The sequence below is a fragment of the Nocardia alni genome, from assembly GCF_019038435.1.
Taxonomy (GTDB): domain Bacteria; phylum Actinomycetota; class Actinomycetes; order Mycobacteriales; family Mycobacteriaceae; genus Nocardia; species Nocardia alni.
In genome coordinates this window covers 1-21,043 of the sequence record NZ_JAGPOX010000163.1, presented here as the reverse complement: position 1 = coordinate 21,043, position 21,043 = coordinate 1, and the positions used below count along the sequence as shown (strand labels likewise).

Below are 21,043 nucleotides of genomic sequence, written 5' to 3'. Positions count from 1 at the left end.
GACGGGTGGTATCTGCCGTTGGCCTGGCTCGGTGGGGCGCCGGGGCTGAGCTTCGCGGTGGCGCTGACGGGGACAGCGCTGGCCGCGCTGGTTCTGGCGCTGCGTGATGGCGCGCGGCCTGCCGATGGGCGAAATCTCCGTTGGCGACGGCGAATTGGTGTCGCGGCGGTGGTTGTGGTTATCATCCCTGTCGCCGGAGTGATCCTCCGGGTCGCGCTGCCCGCCCCGGATGAGGGTGACCGGCCGATCACGGTCGCCGCTATCCAGGGCAGCGTGCCGCGGCTGGGCCTGGAGTTCAACGCCCAGCGTCGCGCGGTGCTGGACAACCACGTTCGCGAGACCGAGGCGCTGGCCCGCGCCATCGCCGCCGGGCGCGCCCCGCAGCCGGATGTGGTGATCTGGCCGGAGAATTCCTCCGATATCGATCCGCTGCGCAACTCCGACGCCTACGACGAGATCACCGCTGTCTCCGAGCAGATCCACGCGCCGATCCTGGTCGGCGCCGTGCTGCTGAACGACGACGATACGACCACCAACTCGGTGATCGTGTGGAACGGCGCGAACGGCCCGGGGGAGCGGCACGACAAGAAGATCATCCAGCCCTTCGGCGAATACCTGCCCTACCGCAGCTTCTTCCGTCACTTCTCGAGCTACGCCGACAAGGCGGGCTATTTCGTCCCCGGACACGGTGACGGCGTCGTGCACGTGATGGGGCCCTCGAGTAGCGGCATGAGCGGGTCAGGGCCGGAGGCGGCAGCGGAGCGTAACCACGCAGGCCCCCCGCTCATGCCCCAGGGACACAGCGCACCCGTCGCGATCGGCGTGGCCACCTGCTACGAGGTCGCCTTCGACCGCGCCTTCGAGGATTCCATGCACGCGGGCGCGCAGATCCTGACCGTCCCGACGAACAACGCCACCTTCGGCGACAGCGAGATGACCTACCAGCAGTTGGCCATGTCCCGGGTGCGTGCTGTCGAACACGGCCGCGCGGTGGTCGTCGCGGCCACCACCGGCGTCAGCGCGATCATCACGGCCAACGGCCAGGTTCTGCGGGAGACCCCGAAATTCGTGCCCGCCTGGCTCGAGGCGAAGCTGCCGCTGCGGCACACCACGACACCCGCGACGGCGGTGGGTCCATGGCCCGAGTGGGTGTTGTGTATCGTGGCCGGGATCACTGTCGTAGCTTCGGCAATCCGACGGCGAACTTCGCCGTCGATTCGGCCGGTGGACGAGCCCTCGCTCGTCGAACCGGACGGCCGGTAACTTCGCGGGCGATCTTCCCGACGGGCGAACACTCGTGCCCGGCCGGTCCAGCACACTTTCGGTGTACCGGGTCCGAGTCGCCGCGACGTGTTCGCCAAGGCGTAGCTCGGTGTATCGGCTCCAGCTCGAGGCTCTCTGTATTGTGTGTTTCTTGTGCGAAGTTCGGTTAATTAGCGATGTTTGCGAGAAGTTAGCTAATTAAACCCGCTCTCCGCAGGCAATGTTCGAAGTGAAACATTCCGAGATCGCTACCGATCCGCCCGTCCTGATGCTCCGAATCATAGGGCGTGTATCGCGTCCCATGGCGCGCGCCTCAACGCGGCCGTGGCGGTGCTCGGGGAGTTGCGTCAACAAGCGGCAGAACGGAGTGATTGATGAGTTCATTGGCCACCGATCGCGTAGACCAATGTGCTTCTGGCGAATTTGCAGCACCACCCTTCGTACTGTCACCCGCGCAGACCGGTCTCTGGTACGCCCAGCGAATCCGCCCCGAGATTCCCCTCACCGTGGCCCAGTATGTCGAGATCCACGGCGACCTGGACGCCGGCAGGCTGCTCTACGCGATCGAGCGGTTCGGCGCGGAGTCACAGGTCGGTCAGGTGCGGCTGCTGGAGATCGACGACGTCCCGCATCAGGTGGTGGATCCGGCGCGGCGGCCGGGCTGGGCGCGGGTCGACCTGCGGCACGAGGCCGACCCCCGCGCGGCGGCGCTGCGCTGGATGGAGGCGCACTCCAACGGCCCCATCGATCTGGAGCGCGATCCGCTGACGACCAACGCGGTGCTGCGCATCGGTGAGCGTGACTACATCTGGTACTCGCGCGCCCACCACATCATCATCGACGGCTACGGCGCGATGAACGCGCTGACCCGAACCGCGGAAATCTATACGGCCCTGGAGAACAGGACCGAGCCGATCGCCTCCCGCGCCACGCCGCTGGCCGAAATCTATGCGGCGGAGTCGAATTACCAGGACACGGCCCGCTTTCGCTCGGATCGCGAGTACTGGCTCGAGCAGTTGGCCGGTGTGGGTGAGCCGGTGAGCCTGTCCAGCGCGACCACGACCGCCGCCGAATCGGGCCGGGTGCTCGCCGGCGCGGTGCTCGACGCCGATACCGAGTCCGAACTCGCCGCTGCCGCAGGTGCTTTCGACACCCAGAACGCGACCCTGTTCGTAGCGGTGCTGGCCTGCTACGTGCGGGCGGTGACCGGTAGCCAGGACGTGGTGCTGAGCCTGCCGGTGTCCGCGCGCACCACCGTGGCGCTGCGCCGCTCGGCGGGTGTGGTGTCCAACGTGGTGCCGATCCGGCTGCGCTTCGATCCGGCGACGACTCTGCGCGACACCGTGCGCGCGGCGGAGTTGCAGATCACCGGCGCGCTGCGGCATCAGCGCTATCGCTGCGACGACATCCGGCGCGACTGCGGATATTCGCGGGATTCGCGCGGATTCTTCGGACCGATGGTGAACATCATGCTGTTCCACAGCGAACTGCACTTCGGCAGCCTGGTCGGCTCGCTCAATGTGCTGTCCACCGGTCCGGTCGAGGATCTGTCGGTCAACCTCTACAACGGCGTCGGCAACCGGATCCACGTGGATTTCGAGGGCAATCCGCAGCTCTACGCGGCAGGGGAGCTCTCGACGCACAACGGTCGTTTCCTGGAATTCCTGCGCCGGTTCCTGACCGCCGACCCGGGCACGGTCGTCGCCGCGGTGCCGGTGATCACCGACACCGAACGCGATCTGGTGCTGCGGCAGTGGAATTCGACACAGGCGCCCGTGCGGCCGGGTACCCTCGCGGACCTGTTCGCCGAGCGGGCCGCCGCCCAGCCCGAGGCCATCGCCCTCGAGTTCGGTGATGAGACAAGGACGTACGGCGAATTTGCCGCACAGGCCAACCGCCTCGCCCGGGCGCTGATCGCCCGCGGCGCCGGTCCGGATTCGGTGGTGGGCCTGGCCTTGCACCGCGGCCTGGACCTGCTGGTCGGCATGTACGCGATCGTGCAGGCGGGCGCGGCATATCTGCCGATCGATCCGGATCACCCCGCCGAGCGCACCGCCCATATCCTCGGACAGGCCCGGCCGCTGTGCGTGCTGAGCGTCGGCGGCGAGGATCTCGACCTGCCCGCCGAGGCCGTGCGCGTGGATATCGACGCGATCGGTCTGTCCGGATGCGGTGACGGTCCGATCGCCGACACCGAGCGGCGCGCGCCGCTGCGGCCGGACCACCTGGCCTATGTGATCTTCACCTCCGGCTCCACCGGCCGCCCCAAGGGCGTGGGCGTCTCGCATGCCGCGATCGTCAACAGGCTGAGCTGGATGCAGCACGAGTATCCGCTGGACGCCACCGACGCGGTGCTGCAGAAGACGCCCGCGACGTTCGACGTGTCGGTGTGGGAATTCTTCTGGCCCTTACAGATCGGGGCCCGGCTGGTCATCGCCGCGCCCGAGGGGCATCGCGATCCGGCCTATCTGGCCGCGGTGATCGCCGAGAAGCGGGTCACCACGGTGCATTTCGTACCGTCGATGCTGTCGGTGTTCGTCACCGACACCGATGTGCGCGGCTGCGGCAGCCTGCGCCGGGTGTTCTGCAGCGGTGAGGCGCTGCCCGCCGCGACCGTGCGGGACTTCCATGCGGCACTGGGTGATTCGGTGCTGGACGATGCGGTGTTCGGCACGGTTGCACCGAGTTCCTCGGCGCGGCCCGAGTCGGCGCCGTCCCCGGAACTGCACAACCTGTACGGCCCCACCGAGGCCGCGGTGGACGTCACCTCCTGGCACTGCGACCCCGCCGATGGTTCTGTGCCGATCGGCGCGCCGATCTGGAACACGCGGGTGTACGTGCTGGACGAGCACCTTCGCCCGGTCGCACCCGGTGTGGTGGGTGAGCTCTATCTGGCCGGTGTACAACTGGCCCGCGGCTATCTCGGGCGCCCCGGCCTGAGCGCGGATCGCTTCGTCGCCAGCCCTTTCACCCCCGGCGCGCGCATGTATCGCACCGGTGACCTGGTGCGCTGGCGCGTGCCGGCGCGCATGAACGCCTCCGCCGCGGGCGTTACCGACGCCCAGCGCGATGTGACCACGCAAGCTCCCGCCGTGCCGGGCGTGGCTACCGTCGTGTCGGATGTCGCCGCCGCCGCGGCCTCGGAGGCCGCCACTGTTGATTCCGCCACCGGCACCAGCGGCATCGCCCTCGGCGATACGGCTGGCATCCTGGAATACCTGGGCCGCAGCGACTTTCAAGTCAAGCTTCGCGGCCTGCGGATCGAACTCGGCGAGATCGAGTCCGCGCTGCTGGATCAGCCCGACGTGGCCCGCGCGATCTGTGTCGCGCATACCGCGCACGGCGGCGACGAACTCGTCGGGTATCTGGTGCCCACGCCGGGCGTGCGCCTGGACACCGCGGTCGTCGCCGCGGGCCTGCGCAACACACTGCCCGGATATATGGTCCCCGCCCACCTGATCGTGCTAGATGAACTACCGCTGAGCCCCAACGGGAAGGTCGACCGCAAGGCCCTGCCCGCGCCCGACGCGGGTGCGAGCCGAGCGCCCCGCACCTCCAGCGCGCCCCGCACCGAGGCGGAGCGGCGCCTGGCCGCCATCTTCGGCGAGGTGCTGGGCGTCGCCGACATCACCGTCGAGGACAGCTTCTTCGACCTGGGCGGCAACTCGCTGTCGGCGGCCCGGGCCGTCGCGCGGGTGAACGCCGCCCTGGACACCGACCTGAACATCCGGGATCTGTTCGAATCCGCCACGGTGGCCACCCTCGCCGCTCGGGTGGATACCCGCTATCCCGTCTCCAAGCAGCCCAAACTCGTCGCGGCGAAACGTCCGGAACGAATTCCGCTGTCGCTCTCGCAGCAGCGGCTGTGGATCCTGAACCGGTTCGCCGAACATGCCTCGGCCTACAACATGCCGCTGGCCCTCGAGCTGAGCGGTGCGGTGGATCCCGAGGTGCTGCGCGCGGGCCTGGTGGACGTGCTCGAACGACACGAGTCGCTGCGCACCACCTTCCCGGACTCGGCGCTGGGCCCCACGCAGGTGGTGCATCCGGCCGTGGAGATCCCGCTGACCCTGGACCCGATCGACGCCACCGACGCCGACGCGCTGGCGCTGGCCACCGAATACGCCGGCTACGGATTCGATCTGCGCACCCAGGCCCCGATCCGGGTAGCGCTGTACCTGACGGGTCCGGACACATACGTCTTTCTCGTTGTGCTGCACCATATCTGCGGTGACGGCTGGTCGGTGGCCCCGCTGGCCCGCGACCTGATGGCCGCGATCACCGCGCGCACCGCCGGCCGCGCGCCGCGGTGGGCGCCGCTTCCGGTGCAGTACGCCGATTTCGCGCTGTGGCAGCGCGAACTGCTCGGCGACGAGGACGATCCCGCCAGCGCCCTGGGCCGCCAGCTGAGCTACTGGCGCACCGCGCTGGCCGAGTTGCCCGATCAACTGGACCTGCCGCTGGATCGCCCGCGCTCGCTGCATCGCGGCACCGCCGGGGCCCGTGTGGGTTTCGAGATCCCGGCGCAGACCCGGCGCGCGGTGTCCGAACTGGCGGTCGAGCGCGGCGTGAGCGTGTTCATGGTGCTGCACGCGGGTCTGGCGGTTCTGCTCGCGCGCCTGTGCAATACGGGCGATATCGCGGTCGGGACCCCGATCGCCGGGCGCTCGGATCCGGCGCTGGAAGAGCTGGTCGGCATGTTCGTCAACACGCTCGTGCTGCGCACCGAGGTCGATCCGTCCGCTGGATTCGCCGCACTGCTGGACCGGGTGCGCGAAACCGACCTGGACGCGTTCGCCAACGCCGACGTGCCGTTCGAACGGCTGGTGGAGCTGGTGAATCCCGCCCGCGACGCGGGCCGCCACCCGCTGTTCCAGGTGATGCTCTCCTACGAGAACAGCCCCGAGCTCCGGATCGATCTGCCCGGTGTCGAATCCCGGGTGCTGCCCATGGATTCCGCCGTCGCGAAGTTCGATCTGCAGCTGACGGTGCAGGATTCCGATCACGCCGCCGAAGGGCCGTTACAGGCGGAATTCGGTTATGCGACCGATGTTTTCGACGAGTCATCGATCACGACGATCGCACAGCGGTTCGTGCGCCTGCTCGATGCGGCGGTGGCCGCGCCGAGCAGGCCCGTGGGCGATCTGGACATCCTGGACGCCCGCGAGACCGGCCGGCTCGTGCCGATCCTCGGCGCACCGGGCGAACCGCCGATCACGCTGGCGCGCTTGCTGTCCGAGACCGCTGAACGGCTCCCGGACGCGGTCGCCGTGCGCTATCTCGGCCACGACACCACCTATCGGGAACTGGACGAGACCTCGAACCGCCTGGCGCGCGTGCTGATCGGGCACGGCGCGGGACCGGAGACGGTGGTGGCGATCGCGTTACCACGCGGGCTGGACGCGATCACCGCGGTGTGGGCGGTGGCCAAGACCGGCGCGGCCTACGTGCCGATCGATCCGGGTTATCCGAGCGACCGCATCGCGCACATGCTCGTCGACTCCGGCGCCATGCTCGGCCTGACCAACGCGCACAGCCATGCCGCCATGCCGGACTGGCCGGTGCGCCAGGGGCGGCACCGCAAGCGGTACGTGAACTGGCTGATCAGCGGCTCCCAGGAGTTGGCCGTCGAGGCCGCCCGGTACCCCGCGACCCCGGTCACCGACGCCGAGCGGCATCATCCGATGCGGGTGTGCCATCCGGCATATCTGATCTACACCTCGGGTTCGACCGGCACGCCCAAGGCCGTCGTGGTCACCCATGCCGGACTGGCGTCCCTGGCACAGGAGCAGACGCATCTGTTCGGCGTCACTGATTCCGCACGCACACTGCACTTCTCGTCGCCGTCCTTCGACGCGTCCGTGCTGGAGTTGCTGCTCGGATTCGCCGCGGGCGCGGCGATCGTGGTCGCCCCGGCGGGCATGTACGGCGGGGCGGAACTGGCCGAGCTGTTGCGCGCCGAGCGGGTGTCCCACGCCTTCGTCACCCCGGCCGCGCTGGCGACCGTGTCACCCGAGGGCCTCGAGGATTTGGAGGCGGTGATCGTCGGCGGCGACGCATGCCCCGAGGATCTGGTGGCCGCGTGGACCGCCGAGCATCGCATGCACAACATGTACGGCCCGTCGGAGGCGACCGTCGCGGCGACCGCGACCGGCCCGATGATCCCGGGCCGTCCCGTGCCGATCGGGCTGCCGGTGCGCGGTATGCGGCTGTTCGTCCTGGACGCGCGGTTGAATCCGGTGGCGCCCGGTGTGCCGGGCGAGCTGTACCTGTCCGGGCCGGGCCTGGCTCGCGGCTACCTGGGCCGTCACGGCCTGACCGCGCAACGCTTCCCGGCCAATCCGCACGGCCGCCGCGGCGAACGCATGTATCGCACCGGCGATCTCGTGGTCGTCGACGCCGCCGGGCAACTGCGGTTCCTGGGCCGCGCCGACGACCAGGTGAAGGTCCGGGGCTTCCGGATCGAGTTGCGCGAGATCGACCACGTGTTGCGCGCGTATCCGGGCGTGCGGTTCGCGCTGACCGTCGTGCACATCGGCGAGCACAACACCACCAGGCTGGCCTCCTATCTGACCACCGACGCCGGGGTCGATGCCGCGGCGGTGCTCGAGTCCGCGCGAAAGCAGTTACCCGCCTACATGGTTCCGGCGGCGATCACCGTCATGGACGAGGTGCCGGTGACCCCGTCGGGGAAGCTGGACCGGAAGGCGTTGCCGGAGCCCGTCTTCACGATCGGGTCCGCCTCGCGCGCACCCGGGACGGAGCTGGAGGGCCGGGTCGCGGAGGTGTTCGCCGCGGTGCTGGGGCATCCGATGCCGGGCGCCGAGGACAGCTTCTTCGATGCCGGCGGCAATTCGCTGCTGGCCACCCGGCTGACCGCGGCGCTGTACGACGAGTTCGAGATCGACGTGCCGGTGCGCACGATCTTCGAGGCGCCCACCGTCGCCGGCGTGGCCGTGCGGCTGGCCGAGGCGCCCCGCACGCAACGCCGGGCCCTGGCCGCGCAGGACCCGCGTCCGGCCCGGATACCGCTGTCGCTGCCGCAGCAGCGGGTGTGGTTCCTCAACCGTTACTCGCCCGAATCCAGCGCCTACAACATCGCTTTCGTGATCCGGATCGACGGAGATCCGGACGTCGCGGCGCTGCGCGCGGCCCTGTCCGACGTGGTGGCCCGGCACGAGGTGCTGCGCACGGTCTTCCCCGAGGATCGAACGGGCCCGCACCAATTGGTGCTGGACGCGCACCGGTGCATGCCGGCCCTGGAACCGGTCACCACCGACGACGCGGGCGCCGCGGTGGTCCTGCGTGATCTCGCGCGCCGCGGCTTCGACCTCACCCGGGAGATCCCGGTGCGAATGACGCTGCTGCGCACCGGATCCGATTCCTACGCGCTGGGCATCGCGCTGCACCACATCGCCGCGGACGGATGGTCGCTGATCCCACTGACCCGTGACCTGGCCCTGGCCTACTCCGCCCGCCGCGACGGCTCGGCCCCGGACTGGACGCCGCTGCCGGTGCAGTACGCCGACTTCGGCCTGTGGCAACGCGAATGTCTCGGCGACGCGAAGGAGCCGAACAGCCTCGCGGCCGCGCAGCTGCGGTTCTGGCGTGAGACCCTGGCCGAGCTGCCCGAACAGATGCCGCTGCCGTACGACCGGCCGCACCCCGAGCAGCCGACGCATCAGGCCGGGACGGTTCGATTCGGCGTGCCCGACGAGGTGCGGCAGCGACTGGACGAACTGGCCCGTGCGCACGGAGTCAGCGCGTTCATGGTGTTGCGCTCGGCGCTGGCGGTGCTGTTGCGCATCGTCACCGGCGGCCGCGACGTCGTGGTGGGCACGCCCGTGGCCGGCCGCACCGACACCCGCCTCGACGAGCTGGTCGGCATGTTCGTCAACACGCTGCTGCTGCGCTCGGATGTGGATCCGGACCGCGCCTTCGCCGAGCAACTGCTCGCGGACCGGGACGGCGAACTGGCCGCGATGGCGCACGCCGACCTGCCCTACGAGCAGGTCGTCGCCGAGTTGGCGCGTGAGGGCGATGCGCGCCGGGTCCCGGCGTTGCAGGTGGCGCTGAGCGTGCAGGACGAGCCGGTGCCCGCCCTGCGGCTGCCCGGGCTGGAATTGCGCGCCGAGGAGCTCGACATCGCGCTGGCCAAATTCGATCTGGAACTGCGCGTACTGCCCGCCGAGGTCCAGGATGCCGAACGGGAGTTCGAATTCGTCTACGCAGCAGAGCTTTTCGACGAACAGACGGTGCGGACACTGGCCGATCGAATGGTGCGGGTGCTGACCGCGGTCGCCGCGGATCCGGGAATCCGAGTGCGGGATATCGACGCCCGCACCGAATTCGAGCGCAGTCTGCTGACCCCGGCCTACGGCCCGGTGCCCACGCCGCAGTGCAGTCTGGGCAACTACTTCACCACCACCGCGCACCTGCACCCGGACCGGATCGCGGTCCGTGCGGGCGAGGTGGAGTTGACCTACGCCGAACTGGACGAGTACTCGAACCGGCTGGCGCGCACGCTGATCCGGCGTGGCCTGGGCGCGGGCGATCGGGTCGCCCTCGGTCTGACCCGCTCGGTGGACTCGGTGGCGACAGTACTGGCGGTGACCAAATCGGGCGCGGCGTTCGTGCCGGTCGACCCCGGCTACCCGGTCGATCGCGTGCGCCACATGCTCACCGATTCCGGCTGCCGGGTCGGCGTGACGCTCACCGAGCACGCGGACCGGCTGCGGCAGGCCGGAGACGGCGGCCGTCGCACCGAGTGGCTGATGCTGGACTCGCAGGACCTGCGCGCGGAGATCGAGGGCAGCGCGGAATCCACGGTCACCGACACCGACCGGGTGCGTACGGTGTGGACCTCGGATCTGGCGTACCTGATCTACACCTCCGGATCCACCGGCAAACCCAAGGGCGTTGCGGTCACCCACGGCGGCCTGTCCAATCTCGGGGACGAGTTCCGCGACCGGATGAAGGTCGAGCGTGATTCGCGCACAATGCACTTCGCGACGCCGAGCTTCGACGCGGCGATCCTCGACCTGCAGTTGGCGATCGGATCGGGCGCGACGATGGTGATCTGCCCGCCGGGCATCTACGGCGGCGACGAACTGGCCGCGCTGATGGACGCCGAACGGATCAGTCACACCTTCCTGACCCCGGCGGCGCTGGCGACCATCGATCGGGAGCGCTGGCCGCTGCCGCATCTGAAGTCGCTGACGGTCGGTGGCGAGGCGCTGGGCCCGGAGCTGGTGGCGCGCTGGGGCGCGGATCGGTTGCTGTTCAACGGATACGGCCCGACCGAGACCACGGTGGTCGTCACCCTGGCGGGCCCGCTGCGGCCGGGCGATCCGATCACCATCGGCTCCCTGGTGCGCGGCGCCCGGGCGCTGGTGCTGGACGAACGGCTGCGCCCGGTGCCCGTCGGGGTGCCCGGTGAGCTGTACCTGGGCGGGCAGGGCGTCGCGCGCGGGTATTTCGCGCGCACGGCGCTCACCGCTGGGCGTTTCGTGGCTGATCCGTACGGGCCCGAGGGCACGCGGCTGTATCGCACCGGAGATGTGGTGCGCTGGAACGACTCCGGCGAGCTCGTGTACCTGGGCCGCGGCGACGACCAGGTGAAATTGCGTGGATTCCGGATCGAGCTGGGCGAGATCACCGAGGCGCTCACCACGCATCCGGCGATCGGCTTCGCGCACACCGAGATTCGTGAGATCGCCGGCACCGCGCGGGTCGTGTCCTATGTGCTGCCGGTCCCGGGGCGTCAAGAGGTGGACGCCGCGGCCGTGCGGGCGCATGTGGCCGAACGTCTTCCGGCGCAGATGGTTCCCAGCAGTGTGACGGTGCTCGACCGGATACCGCTCACCCCGGTCGGCAAGCTCGACCGGGCCGCGCTGCCGGAGCCCGAGGCGATGGTTTCGGTGGACCGCGCACCGGATACCGACGCCGAGCGACTGGTCGCCGAGGTGATGGCGGAACTGGTCGGCGCGCAGTCCGTCGGTGCGTCCGACTCCTTCTTCGAGATCGGCGGAAACTCGCTGCTGGCAACGCAATTGGTGGCACGCCTGGCGGCGGCCACCGGGATCCGGCTGGAGGTGCGCACGGTCTTCGCCGCGCCGACGGTCGCCGAACTGGCCGAACGGTTGTCCGGTCGCGGCGTGGCGGCCGACGACGGGCCGAAGTTACTGCGCCGCGCCCGGCCACAGCGGGTGCCGCTGTCGGCGGCACAGCGGCGGCTGTGGTTCCTGGAGCGGTTCAACGCCTCCGGCGACGGCGTGTACAACATCCCCGCCGCACTGCGCCTGCGCGGCGAGCTGAACGTCGCCGCGCTGCAGGCGGCGCTGGACGCGGTGCAGACGCGGCACGAAACCCTGCGCACGATCTTCGGCGAACTCGAGGGCGCCCCATACCAGCGAGTGCTGGACCCGGCCACCGCGCGAGTGATGATCGGGACGAGCGATGTCACCGAGAACCAGATCGACGAGCAGGTAAAGCGCCTGGCCGCACCAGGATTCGATCTGGCCACCACCGTCCCCCTGCGCGCACACCTGCTGCGCGTCGTGGATACGGGCAGTGCTGATGCGGCTGTCGGCCATGAGTCCGACACCCGGAGCAGCACTGTGAGGCCGACGGCGGGACGTGCCTTGCCCAGGCGTGCGGTCGAGCGTGCGCGCGCCGACGAGCACAGCGCCGATGCCTCATTCGACACCACCGGCGTGGCTGCTACTCCTGCCGAGGATCACGTTCTGGTGCTGGTCGTACACCACATCGCGATGGACGGCTGGTCGATCGGACCGCTCGCGGCGGATCTCGCCACCGCCTATCGCGCGCACCTTGCGGGACAGGCTCCCGACTGGCCCGAATTGGCCGTGCAGTACGCGGATTACACGCTGTGGCAGGAGGAGCGGCTCGGCACCGAGAGCGATCCGGAGTCGTTGATCGGCCGTCAGCTCGACTACTGGCGCGGCACGCTCGAGGGGCTGCCCGAGCTGCTGGCCGTGCCGGCGGATCGCCCGCGCCCGCCGACGCCGAGCTATCGCGGCGGGACCGTCGAGTGCGCGATCGATGTGCTGACCCACCGCGAGCTGCGGGCCCTGGCCGCGCAGCACGGCGTCACCATGTTCATGGTGCTGCACGCCGCGCTGACGGTTCTGCTGCACCGGATGACCGGCGGTGCGGACATCGTCGTCGGTACCCCGATCGCCGGTCGCGGCGATCCGGCGCTGGACTCGCTGGTCGGTATGTTCGTCGGAACCCTGGTGCTGCGCACCGAGGTCGACGGCCACGCCTCGTTCCCCGAGCTGATGCACGCGGTGCGGGAGACCGACCTGGAGGCCTTCGCCCACGCGGACGTGCCGTTCGAGCGGCTGGTCGAGGTGCTCAATCCGGCGCGCTCGCAGTCGCATCACCCGCTGTTCCAGGTGATGCTCTCGGTACGCAACGAACCGGTGGGGGCGTTCGAGCTGCCCGGCCTGCGGATCGAGGCGCACGACGCCGACCCTGGCATCGCGAAGTTCGATCTGCAGTTCACCCTCACCGAATCCTGGACCGAGACAAGGGAACCCGACGGCATCTCGGTCGCGGTGAACTACGCCCGGGACCTGTTCGACGAGCCCACCGCGGCCCGGCTCGGCCACCGCCTGGCGCGGCTGGTGAGCGCGGCAGCGGCGAATCCGACCATGCCGGTGGGCGATCTGGAATGGCTGGATCCGGCCGAGTGGTCCAGCCTGGCTCCCGTGCGCGGAGCGAACACCGATCGCCCGCTCACCCTGGCGGAGGTCTTCGCGACCGCGGCTGCGGTGAATCCGCAGGCGGTGGCGTTGCGCGAGGGCAACACCTCGATCACCTACGACGCCCTGGACCGCTGGACCAACCGGCTGGCCCGGGTGCTGATCGAGCAGGGCGTGGGGCCGGAGACGCTGGTGGCCCTGGGCATCGCGCGCTCGGCCGAATCGGTGGCGGTGACGCTCGCGGTGGCCAAGGCGGGCGCGGCGTTCGTGCCGATCGATCCGGGCTATCCGGAACATCGCATCAGCCATATGCTCACCGATTCCGGTGCGGCGGTGGGCATCACGATGTCCGCGCATCAGGAGCGCCTCCCCGGCGGGGTGAGCTGGACGGCACTGGACGCGCCGGCGTTCCGGAGCAAGGTCCTGCATACCCCCGACGGTCCGCTGGATCCGGGCGAACTGCGGGGTCCGCTGCGGATGGACAATCCCGCCTACGTGATCTACACCTCCGGATCGACCGGCGTGCCGAAGGGCGTGGTCGTCACCCACGGCGGACTGTCGAACTTCGCGGCCGAGACCGCCGAGCGGTTCGAGGTCCGGCCCACCGATCGCATCCTGCACTTCGCCACGCCGAGTTTCGACGCGGCGATGCTGGATCTGCTGCTGGCCCTGGGCGGCGCTGCCACGCTGGTGATCACCCCGCCCGGGGTGTACGGCGGTGCGGATCTGGCCCGGGTGCTGACCGAGCAGGAGATCACGCACGCGTTCATCACCACCTCGGCGTTCGGCACGGTCGACCCGTCCGGGATCACCGCCCTGCGGCACGTGCTGGTCGGCGGCGAGGCGCTGCCGCCGGAGCTGGTCACGCGCTGGAGCGGCACCGGGGCCGACCTCTACAACGTGTACGGCCCGACGGAGACCACGATCGTCACGCTGATGTCCCGCGCGACCACACCCGGCGAGCCGATCACCATCGGCGGTCCGATCCGAGGGGTGAACGCCGCCACGCTGGACGGGCGGCTGCATCCGTCGCCGGACGGTGTCACCGGTGAGCTGTACCTGTCCGGTCCGGCGCTGGCGCGCGGCTACCTGGACCGACCGGGTCTGACGGCGACGCGGTTCGTGGCGAGCCCGTTCGGGAAGCCGGGCGAAAGGATGTACCGCACAGGCGATCTGGTGCGCTGGACCCGGCACGAGGAGCAGCGTGAGGCGGAATACCTCGGCCGCACCGACCATCAGGTGAAGATCCGCGGTTTCCGCATCGAACTCGGCGAGATCGATGCGGCACTGGCCCGGCATCCCGCGGTGGAGTTCTCCACCACCGTCGGGCACCGCACCCCGGCCGGAGCCACGGCACTGGTGGCGTATGTGAAGCCGCTGGCGGGCACCGCCCCGACCGCGGCCGAGCTGACCGCGCACGTGGCCGCGCTCATGCCGAATTACATGGTGCCGCAGTCGATCACGCTGCTGGACCGGGTTCCGCTCACCCCGGTCGGCAAGCTCGATCGCCGCCTGCTGCCCGAGCCGGAGTTCGGCGGCGGCCGGCAGTACCGTCCGCCGACGACCCCGGCCGAGCGCGCGCTGTGCACGGCATTCACCGAGGTGCTGGGCGTGGAGCGGGTCGGCCTGGACGACGGATTCTTCGATCTGGGCGGCAACTCGCTGCTGGCCACGAAGGTGGTGGCGCACCTGCGCTCGGCGGGCATCGAGATGCCCGTACAGGCGATGTTCGGAGATTCCACGCCCGAGGCGATCGCACGGCGCCTGGACGCGGACGCGGGCGAGGCGCTCTCGGTGGCCCTGGAACCGCTGCTGCCGCTGCGCGGCGGGGATGCCGCCACGCCGCCGCTGTTCTGCGTTCATCCCGCGATCGGGCTGTCGTGGTGCTACTCCGGCCTGCTCGCGCATCTGCCCGCGGAGCGGCCGGTGTACGGGCTGCAGGCGCCGCACGTGATCGGCGCGAGCGAGCCCGGAACCCTGGTCGGTGTCGCGAAACAGTATGTGGCGCAGATCAGATCGGTGCAGCCGCAGGGTCCGTATCACCTGCTGGGCTGGTCGCTCGGCGGGCTGATCGCGCACGAGATGGCCGTGCAGTTACAGCAGCAGGGGGAGCGGGTGTCGCTGCTGGCGATGATGGACAGTTACGAACTGTCCGACGAATGGCTCGAACACGCCATTCCGGGCGTGGCCGAGATCATCGGCGAATTCGGCAGCGATCTGCTCGGCGGGGACAATGCGATCGACCCGCGCCTGACCCTGCAGGACGCGGCCGAGCTGCTGCGCGGCCGCCCCGGCCCGTTCGCGGCGCTGACGGTAGAGCACCTGCAACGGCTGTACACCGGCTACGCCAACGGGGCGGTGCTGGCGAACGGCTTCCGGCCCAAGATCTTCGACGGTGATCTGCTGTTCTTCACCGCCGCCGAGGACGAGATCAACCGGGCCGACCCCGCCCGCCGCGCGCAGGCGTGGGAGCCGTACGTGACCGGTGCGATCCATGACCAGAAGGTCCGGTGCAGGCATTCGGGCATGACCACCCCGGAGGCGCTCTCGGTGATCGGTCCAGTACTGCGAGACCACTTGCGCACCAGCGATACGGAGAGGGCACGATGACACTGGCGGTGGAGGTCGCGGGTCTGGTGAAGCAGTACGGCCGGGCGCGCGTGCTGGACGGCATCGACATGGAGATCCCCAGCGGCACCGTGATGGGCCTGCTGGGCCCGAACGGCGCGGGCAAGACCACGACGGTACGCATCGTTACCACGCTGCTGCGGCCCACCGCGGGCAGCGTGCGGGTCGCGGGCGTCGACGTGCTGCGCGATCCGGCGGGCGCGCGCACTCGCATCGGCCTGTCCGGGCAGTACGCGGCGGTCGACGCGAACCTGTCCGGTTTCGAGAATCTGCGAATGGTGGCGCGGCTGTACGGGATGAACCACCGGCAGTCCGCCCGGCGCGCCACCGACCTGCTCTCGGCGCTGGGTCTCGACCACGCCGCGGGCCGCCGCGCGGGCACCTACTCCGGTGGCATGGCGCGGCGGCTGGACCTGGCCGGCGCGCTGGTCGCACGTCCGGCGGTGGTCGTATTGGACGAGCCGACAACGGGTTTGGATCCCCGCGGCCGCATGGACATGTGGCGGGTGATCGGCGACCTCGTCGACGACGGCACCACGGTCCTGCTCACCACCCAGTACCTGGAGGAGGCCGATCTGCTGGCCGATCGCATCACGGTGATCGACCACGGCCGGGTGATCGCGCGCGGCTCGGCCGACGAACTGAAGACCTCCATCGGCGGCGATCGGCTGACGGTCACCCTGGCCGCGGGGCAGGATCCGCAGCAGGCCATGGCGGTGCTGGCAGAGGTGGGCATCGGCGAACCAACCCATGATCCGGACGCGCACGAGGTGACGATCGTGGTCGGCGACGGTTCGCGGACCATGGTCGAGGCGCTGCGCCGTTTGGACGACGCCGGGGTCTGCGTGGTGGACGCGGGCGTGCATCGGCCCACCCTCGATGATGTGTTCCTGTCCCTCACCGGTGCACCGGCCGACCCGGCGGCGGCACCCGAAAACGACGATGTAGCAGAGGAGATTCTGTCGTGAGTGAGCTTGCGAGCGAACCATGGGCACAGCGTGCGGAACGCACGACGGAGCCGAGCGCCGGCGAGGTGGAGTCGTGAGTTCCGTCGAGATGGCTTTGGGTGAGGTGGAATCGGCCGCGCCGCAGGAGAATCCGGCTGTCGAGAAGTCGATTCCGGTGCCGGTGCGGGTGTTCCGGGACAGTGCCATCGTCGCGTACCGGAATCTGCTGACGATCCTGCGGGTTCCGACCCTGCTGGTGACCGCGACGATCCAGCCGCTGATGTTCGTATTCCTGTTCGCCTACATCTTCGGCGCCTCGCTGGGCGGCGGTCAGTACCGGGAATTCCTGCTCGCCGGAATCTTCACGCAGACAGTGGCTTTCAACGCCGCCTTCACCACGGTCGGGCTGGCCAACGACCTGCAGAAGGGCATCATCGACCGGATGCGCACGCTGCCGATGTCACGGCTGGCGGTGCTGATGGGCCGCACGCTGTCCGACCTGGTGGTGAACGTCCTGTCCCTGGCGGTGATGGTGGGCTGCGGCTATCTGGTCGGCTGGCATATCAACGGCGGATTCGTCCGGGCGGTAGCGGCCTTCGGGGTGATCCTGCTGTTCGCCTTCGCGATGTCCTGGGTGGGCGCGCTGACCGGCCTGGTCTCGCCCAGCGTCGAGGTGGCGCAGAGCGCGGGCCTGATCTGGATGTTCCCGCTGACGTTCATCTCCTCGGCCTTCATCTCCGCGGAAACCCTGCCCGGGCCGCTGCGCACCGTCGCGGAATGGAATCCGATCACCGCGGTGACCGCGGCGAGCCGCAAACTGTTCGAGAACAGCGCGCCCCCCTCGTTCGGAACGCCGCACGGCTGGCCCGCCGACCACTGCGTGGGGTACGCCATCGTGTGCTCGCTGGTGATTCTGCTGGTCGCGATGCCCTTGGCCTTGATGCGATACCGGAAGGTCGCCAGCCATTAGTCGGTGAGCTGGTGCTTATAGGCCGCGTGGCGCCATGTGAGCCACGCGGCCTTTCCATGATGGTCGCACGACCGCTGTTGGTCATGACCGAGATGTGTTGTGCGAGAGTGATTTTCAATAGTAAAGATCGTGTAATGTAATTCTTACCTCCTCTCGAGGGGCGGTGGACGTAGTCCAGACACCGCGCCCAGAGAGGAGGTGGTGGGATTGGCGAAACATCGCCGGGCGAAGAGCAATGCCCCGGTCGATTACGGCATCTTACTCGCAACATCTGCCGTGATCGCCGGGGCGTGCCTTGCAGTCCGCTGGTTTATCAAGCGGATTGTATAGCTCCCACCTGAATGGTACGGCGTCGGCTGCAACCGCCGCTGTACACCAACATCACTTTCGTGACGTCTTCACTTTACCCTGCGTCGCCCGCTGTCGGCGACATTCGCGCTACCGCCCGCGGCGGGTCTTCAGCAGCTCCAGCCGCTCGTTCAACAGCTCCTCGAGCTCATCCTTGGAGCGGCGCTCGAGCAGCATGTCCCAGTGAGTGCGAGGGGGCTTGACCTTCTTGGGCTCGGAGTTGGTGCCCTCCATGAGGACGCCCTCCTGACCGTTGCGGCACAGCCACGTGGGCGGAATTTCGGCTTCATCGGCGAAGGGAACATCGAATTCCTCGCCGTTGTCGGTCCGGTACCGCGCCATCCGACGCGGTGCCAAATCGTGGTCCCGGTCGGTCTCGTAGCTCACCGCTCCGAGCCGGCTGCCTCGGAGTACGCGATCTGCCATGGTGTGCGGTCCTCTCTAGCCTGTCGGCAACGTTCTTACCTGATGTAAACGCGCCACGCACTAAATCAGTTCCCGGCGACTGTCAACCCCGCCATTTTACCGGTAGGTGTCCATCAGCGGAAATGCGGTGTGGATCGACGCGCTCTTCGCGGGGGAGTACACCGTTCGGACGCCGGAAAAACATCGCATGCTCGACTGCGCCCTGTTTGCGGAATGCCGCCCGTTCACGCCCCGGATTCGCGGGCGGTGAATGCGCGCCGCACGGCGTGCCCCCGCACGGTGATCCGGCCCGGCCGGTTAAGGTGTCGGACCATGTCGCGCCGAGTGCTGTCGTCCTGTTCCTGGTGTGGACGCCAGATCGCCGAATCCGAGCTGGGCCGCCGCCGCAGATACTGTCGCCAGTCCTGTCGCCAGCGTGCCTACGAACATCGAAAGGGCCTGGAGGGCACCGGAATTCCCGAGGATTCGGTGGTCCTGAGCGCGCAGGAGGCCACCGACCTGGCCGACCGCTGGTTCGCCGCCCGCTGCGCGGCCGAGGATGTCGCGACCGCCGTCGCCGAGGGCGCCGACCACACGGAACTCATGCGTTTGACCGCGGATCTGGTCGAACTCGCGAAGGACGCCGAGCGCCTGCGCTGAGTCCCGGCTAGCCCACGCGACGATAGGTGGTGCGCCGGCTGTTGATTCCCGTGCCCGGCCAGGAGCGCTTGTTCAGCTGCCGGTCGACCGCCTCGATCACCTCGGGCACGGTGATCTCCAGCAGGCCCGGATCGGTGGCGTGGCCGTTGTGATCACCGGTGTGGCCGGCCCAGAGCACCACGTGCCGCCCCAGCAGATGCGGCGGCGGCCCGCTGTGGCTGGGCGCGGTCGGCCCGAACAGCAGTACCGTGCGGGTGCCGAACGCGGTGGCCAGGTGCGCGACCCCGGTGTCGCCGCACACCACCAGTGCCGCCTCGGCGACGGTGGCCGACAGTTCGATCAGGTTCTGCTGTCCGGCCAGCACCTGCGACTGCGGCAGCCCGGCGCGCGCGGCGATGGCCAGCGCGATCTCCCGTTCGAAGTCGTCGCCGGTCAGCACCACCTCACGGCCCTGTACCAGCAGATGGCGCACCACCGCGGCGAACCGTTCCGGCGGCCAGCGGCGCGCCACCGCGCCCGCGCCGACGTGGATCACCACGCAGTCGCGGTGAGTGGTGGTGGCCACGGGCGGCACCAGCCCGAGATTGCGGCGATCGGCGGTCATCCCGGCCGATTCCAGCAGATGACACCACCGGTCGACCTCGTGCATATCGGACTGCCAGTCCGGCCCGTCCAGGTCCGGGAACGCGGGATTGCGGTAGGTGAGGATTCGCGCCGGAGCGGTCTTGGCCAGCTCCACGATGCCATCGGCGCCGAATCCGTGCAGGTTGACCGCCAGCGCGGGCGGCTCGCCGTCCCAGCGCATGCTCTCGGGGTCGGCCGCGGGCAGCATCTCGTCGACCGAGGTGATCAGATCGACGATCGGCTTGAGCCGGTGCGGTGCGGCGAGCACGATGCGATCGTTCGGTCTCGCCCGGCGCAGCGCGCGGAGCGCGGGGACCGCGGTCAGGAGATCACCGAGTCCGCGTGCGCGCAGCACTAGTACAACCGCCACCCTCTTCTCCTCGCCAGTTACCAGGACGACTACCTGCCCCGCCCGGCGCGAACCACAGCGGCGCACGGACGTAGGAAGCCACTTGGCGAGGGTTACCCGAGGTGCGAGAACCCGAAACGCGGATTCGATCCGATATCGCGTAGGTCATATCCCGGTATCGCGTTGGGTATATCGCCGCGCTGCCACCCGGCCGCGGATTAGCCTTCAGGGGCCGCCGGCACTTCGCGCGAGAACGTCCCGAACAGCGGTGTGCGCCCCGCACGCGCGGGGACGAGCCCTCGACCCGAGGAGTGTTCCCCATGACATCACGTCTCAACCCTTATGTCGCCTTCGCCGATACCGCCCGGGCGGCACTGGAGTTCTATCGCGATGTTTTCGGCGGCACCCTGACGGTGTCGACGTTCGGCGACTTCGGCGACAAGGAGGCGCCCGGCGCGGAGTTGATCATGCACGGCCAGTTGGAAACCCCCGACGGTTTCACGCTGATGGCCGCCGACACCCCGCCGAGCATGCGGTACACCCCCGGAAGCAGCATCACGATCAGCCTCAGCGGTGACGACTCGGCCCAGCTGCGCGGCTGGTGGGGCCGCCTGAGCGCGGGTGGGACGGTGAGCGTTCCGTTGGAGAGGCAGATGTGGGGTGACGAATTCGGCATGTGCAACGACCGTTTCGGCGTCGCCTGGATGGTGAACATCGCCGCGCCCGGCGCATAGATACAGCCGCGGCGGCGCGAATGTCGTGAGGGGCGGGGATTCCGGCCGCGGAACTCGAAATCGAGGGCCTGATCCGGGTCGGCCCGGATCAGGCCCCGGGTCGCTCAGTTCGCCGGAGCCGGGGTCGCCGACGGTGAGTCGCCGAGGGCGGAGTTCAGGTGGACTCGCTGTATGCCGCCGTGTTCACCGCGGTGGATCCAGCCCTCGTGGTCTTGCCAGAACGGATGGTTGGCGCTCATTTCGTGGTGGCCGCGGTGGTGGCCGTCATCGCCGTTGAGGAAGTTGCCCGCGGTGAATCCGATGCCGCCGATGAGGACGGCGACGAGGACCGCTGTCGCCGCGCGCAAGGAGAGCGAGGTCCGCCACCGTGCGCCGAACCGGGCGCG

9 protein-coding genes are annotated in these 21,043 nt (G+C 69.4%); 6 read left to right on the top strand and 3 right to left on the bottom strand.

What is annotated here, in order from left to right; translation table 11 throughout:
- The 4 genes from lnt to JZ791_RS38025 form a co-directional block, all read left to right on the top strand.
- Window positions 1-1,263: apolipoprotein N-acyltransferase (gene lnt, locus JZ791_RS38040; RefSeq protein WP_216901843.1), on the top strand; the 1,263-nt coding region annotated here is incomplete at its 5' end.
- Window positions 1,264-1,637: 374 nt separating this feature from the next.
- The gene (locus tag JZ791_RS38035; protein WP_308163362.1) at window positions 1,638-15,602 is read left to right on the top strand and encodes a non-ribosomal peptide synthetase; all 13,965 of its coding nucleotides are present in this window, start codon (window positions 1,638-1,640) and stop codon (window positions 15,600-15,602) included.
- A complete protein-coding gene (locus JZ791_RS38030) occupies window positions 15,599-16,588 on the top strand; it encodes an ATP-binding cassette domain-containing protein (protein ID WP_216901841.1) in 990 nt (329 codons plus the stop codon). Before JZ791_RS38035 ends, JZ791_RS38030 begins: the two co-directional genes overlap by 4 nt.
- A gap of 166 nt (window positions 16,589-16,754) precedes the next feature.
- Window positions 16,755-17,537, top strand: a complete 783-nt coding sequence (locus JZ791_RS38025; RefSeq protein WP_216901845.1) for an ABC transporter permease — start codon at window positions 16,755-16,757, stop codon at window positions 17,535-17,537.
- Window positions 17,538-17,975: 438 nt separating this feature from the next.
- Here JZ791_RS38025 and JZ791_RS38020 read toward each other — a convergent pair whose 3' ends face one another.
- A complete protein-coding gene (locus JZ791_RS38020; protein ID WP_216901839.1) occupies window positions 17,976-18,311 on the bottom strand; it encodes an RNA polymerase-binding protein RbpA in 336 nt (111 codons plus the stop codon).
- A 312-nt stretch (window positions 18,312-18,623) separates the two neighbouring features.
- On the opposite strand from JZ791_RS38020, the gene JZ791_RS38015 reads away from it, so the two are divergent.
- A complete protein-coding gene (locus tag JZ791_RS38015; protein ID WP_216901837.1) occupies window positions 18,624-18,950 on the top strand; it encodes a hypothetical protein in 327 nt (108 codons plus the stop codon).
- Between the two features lie 7 nt (window positions 18,951-18,957).
- Here the strand turns inward: JZ791_RS38015 and JZ791_RS38010 are convergent, their stop codons facing one another.
- A complete protein-coding gene (locus JZ791_RS38010) occupies window positions 18,958-19,944 on the bottom strand; it encodes a glycosyltransferase family 9 protein (RefSeq protein ID WP_216901835.1) in 987 nt (328 codons plus the stop codon).
- Window positions 19,945-20,243: 299 nt separating this feature from the next.
- On the opposite strand from JZ791_RS38010, the gene JZ791_RS38005 reads away from it, so the two are divergent.
- Window positions 20,244-20,657 (top strand): VOC family protein, encoded by a 414-nt coding sequence (locus JZ791_RS38005; protein ID WP_216901833.1) that lies wholly within the window; start codon window positions 20,244-20,246, stop codon window positions 20,655-20,657.
- A 104-nt stretch (window positions 20,658-20,761) separates the two neighbouring features.
- On the opposite strand, the gene JZ791_RS38000 is transcribed toward JZ791_RS38005, so the two are convergent.
- A partial coding sequence (locus JZ791_RS38000; protein WP_216901831.1) for a hypothetical protein occupies window positions 20,762-21,043 on the bottom strand: 282 nt, incomplete at its 5' end.

Bases quoted from the DNA above. Each gene is read 5' to 3' on its own strand.
- JZ791_RS38035 (WP_308163362.1), top strand. From the start codon at position 1,638: ATGAGTTCATTGGCCACCGATCGCGTAGACCAATGTGCTTCTGGCGAA.
- JZ791_RS38030 (WP_216901841.1), top strand. From the start codon at position 15,599: ATGACACTGGCGGTGGAGGTCGCGGGTCTGGTGAAGCAGTACGGCCGG.
- JZ791_RS38020 (WP_216901839.1), bottom strand. From the start codon at position 18,311: ATGGCAGATCGCGTACTCCGAGGCAGCCGGCTCGGAGCGGTGAGCTAC.
- JZ791_RS38015 (WP_216901837.1), top strand. From the start codon at position 18,624: ATGTCGCGCCGAGTGCTGTCGTCCTGTTCCTGGTGTGGACGCCAGATC.
- JZ791_RS38005 (WP_216901833.1), top strand. From the start codon at position 20,244: ATGACATCACGTCTCAACCCTTATGTCGCCTTCGCCGATACCGCCCGG.